Consider the following 5,983-nt stretch of genomic DNA (forward strand, 5'->3'; position numbering starts at 1 on the left):
GGTTGAAGTGTAATTGTTTTTTCTTTTTCATTAAAAGAAATAATTTCTGTAAAATGTTTAGAAACATCAACTACAATTCCTTCTCCAACACATTGTCCTGCTAGAGATGTTCCTGCAGTTCTGGGGATTAGCGTTACGTTATTGTTATTTGCAAAAACAATTAACGTTTGAATATCTTTATCATCCTTAGGAAATGCAACAGCTAAAGGAATTTTACGATATACAGATGCATCTGTAGCATATAAAGTTTTATGTAAATCGTCAAAAAGAACATCACCAGAAAGTGAAATGTGTAATTCGTTTAAAGTAGTATTATCTATCATTTTTTACTATTGAAAAATAAGATTTCAAAAGCAAATATCCGAATAAAAAATAGTAATATATATAGATTATGCTTTGTAAAAAGTAATTTTATCAATTATATAATTTTACAATCACTTTTAACATAAAAATTGAATTAAATATTTAGTTTAATTTCTTTTGTTTAGAAAAGCTAAATAAACCAATAACTGGTCCAATTGCTAAAACCATATATATGTAATTAGAATTAAAATTTTCATAAAAGTAGCTAATTACTTGAATGCTTATTATTGTAATTGCAAAACCAATAGAATTAACTATCGTTAAAGCAGTTCCTTTGTCTTTTGAAGGAGCATTTTTAGCCACTAAAGTAGAAAAAAGTGGTGAATCTGCAATTACAAACATTCCCCAAAATAATAAGAATATGATAAAAATATTTTTATTATTGAGAGAAAAAATAAAAGGAGATAATAAACAACAAAAACTAGATAGTAAAAGTGCATAAAAAGCTATTTTTTGAGTTCCAAATTTTTCAGCTAAATATCCTGCCAAGATACAAGACACACTTCCAGTTCCAATAATTATAAAAGATAATAAAGGAATATTAAAAACAATATTTACATGTAAGTTAGCATAGGTTTTTAATAATATAGGTACAAAAACCCAAAAAGTATATAATTCCCACATATGCCCAAAATATCCAAAAGCAGCTTTTTTAAAATTATTGTTTTTAAAAATTGAAAAACAAATAGTAATATCAAGTTTTGTTCCCGCCTTTCTATAAGGACCATTTGGCACAAAAATAAGCATTATAAAACCTCCAAAACTTGCCAAAACAGAAATAGAAATTAATAAGTTTTTCCAAGAATAGTTATGTAAAAAATCTTTTAATAAATGAGGTAAAGCTGTACCTAAAACCAATGCTCCAACTAAAAATCCTAAAGATTTACCTAGACCTTTATCAAAATAATCTGTTGCAATTTTCATTCCTACAGGATAAATACCTGCTAAGAAAAAACCAGTAAAAAAACGTAAACTTATTAAACTATATAAAGTTTGATTTTCTAGAACGAGACTAATATTAAATAAAGCACCTAATATTGCACTAGTAAAAAACACTTTTGATGGTGAAAACCTATCTGCAATTGTAAATAGCGCAAAAATTAAAGTTCCGATTATAAAGCCAAATTGTACAGCAGAACTTAAAGAAGCAAAAGCACTTTCTTGTAAATTAAAAGTTTTTGCTAAATCATTCATAACACCATTACTTGCAAACCATAAAGAGGTACAGCAAAATTGAGAAATGATGATAATTGGAAGTATAATTTTAGATCTGTTCATAAAGAAAACGAAAGTACCAAAAAGCAATCAATTATCAATTAAAATGTTTTGCTGCTTCATTAGAATCTTTATCTTTGATAATTGATGAAAAAAGTTAAAATAATAGAATGCCCACGTGATGCAATGCAAGGAATAAAAAGTCATTTTATTTCTACAGAACAAAAGGCATTATATATTAACTCATTATTAAAAGTGGGTTTTGATACTATAGATTTTGGAAGCTTTGTTTCACCAAAAGCAATACCGCAAATGCGAGATACTGCTGCAGTTTTAAATAAATTAGATTTATCGAAAACTACAAGTAAACTATTAGCAATTATAGCCAATGTAAGAGGTGCAAATGATGCTATAAAATTTGAAGAAATTGATTATTTAGGTTATCCTTTTTCTATTTCTGAAAACTTTCAAATGCGTAATACACATAAAACGATTGAAGAATCTATAAAAACTTTAGACGCTATTTTAAATATTGCAGACAAATCAAACAAACAAGTTGTAGCATATTTATCTATGGGTTTTGGCAACCCTTATGGAGACCCTTGGAATGTTGAAATAGTAGGTGAGTGGACAGAAAAATTGTTTAAAATGGGTGTTAAAATTTTATCACTTTCAGATACAATTGGTAGTTCAACTCCAGAAGTAATCGATTATTTGTTTAGTAATTTAATTCACAGTTATCCAGATATTGAATTTGGAGCACATTTACACACAACCCTTAGTAAATGGCACGAAAAAGTAGATGCTGCATATAAAGCAGGTTGTTTACGTTTTGATGGAGCTATAAAAGGTTATGGAGGTTGCCCAATGGCTAAAAACGAATTAACTGGTAACATGCCAACAGAAAAATTATTGAGTTATTTTACAGTACATAAAGCAGTTACAGGTGTAAAACCTATGAGCTTTGAAAGTGCTTACAATAAAGCATTGGAAACATTTTAATATCAACAATTAAGTTTTTTTTAAAGAAATCAAAATGAAATTCACAAAATCACTTTTTTATTTATTATCACTAGCTATTTTAATGTCTTGCTCAACAGATGATGGCAAAATAGATTTTACTTTTTTACAGTTGAATGATGTTTATGAAATAGCACCCATTCAAGGAGGAGCTTTTGGAGGAATGGCAAGAGTAGAAACGATTCACAAAGAATTATTAGCAGAAAACCCAAATACAATGTTATTTTTAGCTGGTGATTTTTTAAACCCTTCTTTATTAGGAACTTTAAAAGTTGATGGAGAAATAGTACGTGGTAAACAAATGGTTGAAGTTATGAATGCTATGAATTTTGATTTAGTAGCTTTTGGGAATCATGAATTTGACGTTTCTCAAAAAGATTTACAAAAAAGATTAAATGAAAGCAATTTTCCTTGGATTTCTGCCAATGTAAAGCTAAAAACAAAAGAAAGTTCAATTCCATTTTTCAAAGAAAAAAATGGACATAAAGAACACGTTGGTGAAACTTTTATCAAAGAATTCTCTGATAAAGATGGCACAAAAATTAAAGTCGGTTTTATTAGTGTCTGTATTCCATCAAATCCAAAAGATTTTGTAGAATATGGAAACATGTTTGTAAAAGCAAGAGTATCTTATGCAGCTCTAAAAGATTCTGTTGATGTTGTTTTTGGATTAACACATGTTAAACTTACAAATGACAAACGTATAGCAAAATTAATACCTGATTTACCTTTAATTATGGGAGGTCATGAACATGCAAATTCTTATGACAAAATAGGAAACGTAATTATTGCAAAAGCAGATGCAAATGCAAAAACAGTGTATGTACATAAAATTTCTTATGATAAAAAAACTAAAAAAACAGTTGTTAAATCAGAATTAAAAGAAATAAATACAACCATTAAATCTGATAAAGAAGTTGCTAAAATTGTAGATAAATGGCAATCAATTTTAAATTTTAAAATAAATGAAATCATTCAGAATCCAGAAGAAGTAATTTTTGAAGCAAAAACACCTTTAGACGGAAGAGATACTCCTATTAGAAGTACCCAAACAAATTTAGGTCAGATTATTACAAAAGCAATGTCTTATGGTTTTAATGATGAAGTAGATTGTGCTTTAGTAAATGGTGGCTCAGTTAGAATTGATGATCAATTAAATGGATATATAACTGCTGTAGATATTTTTAGAGTTTTACCTTATGGAGGTGATATTTTAAAAGTAACCCTTAAAGGGAAGTTGTTAAAACGTGTTTTAAATTATGGGCAATTAGCTTCAGGTACAGGTGCTTATTTGCAACATTATAATGCAGAAAAAGTAGGAAATAAATGGATAATTAATGGAAAAGAATTAAATATTAACAAAACCTATTCTGTAGCTTTTTCTGATTATTTATTAAAAGGTATTGATATTCCATTTTTATCCGCAACAAACAAAGATGTTTTGTCTATTTATAAACCTAAGCCTACAGAAATATCTTCTGATATTCGAAAAACTGTAATTTCTTATTTAAAGTCTTTTTAATTTTTAGTATAAGCTTTAGTTATTACTTTAATTTTTATTTAAATTAAATCTAAATAATATTTGTTAATGTAAAAATGTGTAGTACATTTGCACGAAAAATAAATTAACTATTTATAATTAATCTAAATAAATATGAAAAAAGTTTTATTATCGTTATCAATGGCATTAGTATTATTATCATGTAATAATAGTGAGAACGAATTGACAGTTACTGAAGCACCAGCAACATATAGTTTTAAAAGAAACGGAGTCACTACAGTAAGTTATAGTGGACAAACAACAAGAATAGCAATGGGAGGAGAATTTGTATCTGCACTTTCTGATAATACGCAAACAACGGCTTCATTAAGTGGTAAATTTGCACATGTAGAAGGTGAAGCAGATTTTACAGATGCAGACTTAAATGCTTCATCAAAAAGTATAAGAAGCAAAACAGCAGCTTCAACAGATTTTTATTCAGATAACACTGCGGATGCTTCTATTATAAAAGCACAATTTGATTCTTGGATTGCAGCGCAAGTAAATGATGTTTTTCCTCAATGGGATGAAGATGCATCAGCAGGTGTTGCGGGTGGAGTTTTAAGTGCAGATGGTACGAAAACAAGATATGTAAATGAAAAAGGTTTAGAGTATAATCAGGTAATTAATAAAGGTTTAATAGGTGGTTTAATGATAGATCAAATAGTAAACAATTATTTAAGTGTTGCTGTTTTAGATGCTGGAGATAATATAGCTAATAACGATGCAGATATTTTAGATGGTGATAACAATTATACTACCATGGAGCATAAATGGGATGAAGCTTTTGGGTACTTATATGGCTTAGAAGCAAATGCTACTGCACCAACTTTAGGAAACGATAGTTTTTTAAATAAATATTTAGATAGAGTTGATAGTGATGAAGACTTTACAGGCATTGCTACAGATATTTACAATGCTTTTAAATTAGGTAGAGCTGCTATTGTAAATAAAGATTATACAACAAGAAATGAGCAAGCAGAAATATTAAGAGAAAAATTATCTATTATTATAGGTGTTAGAGCAGTACATTATTTACAAGCTGGTAAAGATGTTTTAGATTCAGATAAAGCTGCTGCTTTTCATGATTTATCAGAAGGTTTAGGTTTTGTTTATAGTTTACAGTTTACAAGAAAACCAAATTCTACAGAACCTTATTTATCTAAAGAAGAAGTAGATGGTTTTATGACAACTTTACAAGCTGGCAATGGTTTTTGGGATGTTACATCAACTACCTTAGACGATATTTCTACAACAATAGCTTCTAAATTTAGTTTTACTGTTGCAGAAACACATTAATTAACAATAATCTAAATTGTTTATACAAATAGTGAAAAAGTATGAATTGAATACTTTTTCACTACTTTTGTTTTATATTTAGATTTAATAAAAATAGATAGAATGCTAAAAAGATTTTTGACACTTTTTGTATCGGTAGTTTTATTTTTCTCTTGTAGTTCTTCTGAATCTGAAGAAAAAGAGGTAGATACTTTTGATAGAAATGCCTTGCTAACAAATATTGCAGATAATATTATTATTCCTGCGTATACTGATTTTAGTACAAAATTGGCAACTTTAACATCTGCAGGTACAACTTTTACAAACAATCCAAATCAAACAAATTTAGACGATTTAAGAACTTCTTGGTTGGCAGCATATACCGTTTGGCAACAAATAGAAATGTTTAATATTGGTAAGGCAGAAGAAATTCAGTATTCTTTTCACATGAATGTTTATCCTTTAAATATTTCAGATGTAGAAGAAAATATTACTGCAGGTGTTTATGATTTAGACAATGTAAATAATAGAGACGCTCAAGGTTTTTCTGCCTTAGATTATTTATTG

At 28.1% G+C, this 5,983-nt stretch carries 6 protein-coding genes; 4 read left to right on the plus strand and 2 right to left on the minus strand.

The window, feature by feature from the left end:
- Together ABJG40_RS14260 and ABJG40_RS14265 are read right to left on the minus strand one after the other, a co-directional pair.
- Nucleotides 1-323: FAD-binding protein (locus tag ABJG40_RS14260; RefSeq protein ID WP_348025263.1), on the minus strand; the 323-nt coding region annotated here is incomplete at its 3' end.
- 142 nt (nt 324-465) lie between these two features.
- Nucleotides 466-1,641, minus strand: a complete 1,176-nt coding sequence (locus ABJG40_RS14265; protein ID WP_348025264.1) for an MFS transporter — start codon at nt 1,639-1,641, stop codon at nt 466-468.
- An 84-nt stretch (nt 1,642-1,725) separates the two neighbouring features.
- On the opposite strand from ABJG40_RS14265, the gene ABJG40_RS14270 reads away from it, so the two are divergent.
- From ABJG40_RS14270 to ABJG40_RS14285, 4 genes are all read left to right on the plus strand, one after another.
- A complete protein-coding gene (locus ABJG40_RS14270) occupies nt 1,726-2,580 on the plus strand; it encodes a hydroxymethylglutaryl-CoA lyase (RefSeq protein ID WP_348025265.1) in 855 nt (284 codons plus the stop codon).
- A 34-nt stretch (nt 2,581-2,614) separates the two neighbouring features.
- Nucleotides 2,615-4,120, plus strand: a complete 1,506-nt coding sequence (locus ABJG40_RS14275) for a bifunctional metallophosphatase/5'-nucleotidase (RefSeq protein WP_348025266.1) — start codon at nt 2,615-2,617, stop codon at nt 4,118-4,120.
- Between the two features lie 132 nt (nt 4,121-4,252).
- Nucleotides 4,253-5,437, plus strand: a complete 1,185-nt coding sequence (locus ABJG40_RS14280; protein WP_348025267.1) for a DUF4856 domain-containing protein — start codon at nt 4,253-4,255, stop codon at nt 5,435-5,437.
- Between the two features lie 102 nt (nt 5,438-5,539).
- The coding region (locus ABJG40_RS14285) for an imelysin family protein (RefSeq protein WP_348025268.1) at nt 5,540-5,983 on the plus strand (444 nt) is incomplete at its 3' end.

The organism is Polaribacter sp., assembly GCF_039939415.1.
In the GTDB taxonomy this organism is placed as follows: domain Bacteria; phylum Bacteroidota; class Bacteroidia; order Flavobacteriales; family Flavobacteriaceae; genus Polaribacter.

What these genes read in the sequence shown, in the direction of transcription:
- ABJG40_RS14265 (WP_348025264.1), bottom strand. Translation starts at nt 1,641, where the DNA reads ATGAACAGATCTAAAATTATACTTCCAATTATCATCATTTCTCAATTT.
- ABJG40_RS14270 (WP_348025265.1), top strand. Translation starts at nt 1,726, where the DNA reads ATGAAAAAAGTTAAAATAATAGAATGCCCACGTGATGCAATGCAAGGA.
- ABJG40_RS14275 (WP_348025266.1), top strand. Translation starts at nt 2,615, where the DNA reads ATGAAATTCACAAAATCACTTTTTTATTTATTATCACTAGCTATTTTA.
- ABJG40_RS14280 (WP_348025267.1), top strand. Translation starts at nt 4,253, where the DNA reads ATGAAAAAAGTTTTATTATCGTTATCAATGGCATTAGTATTATTATCA.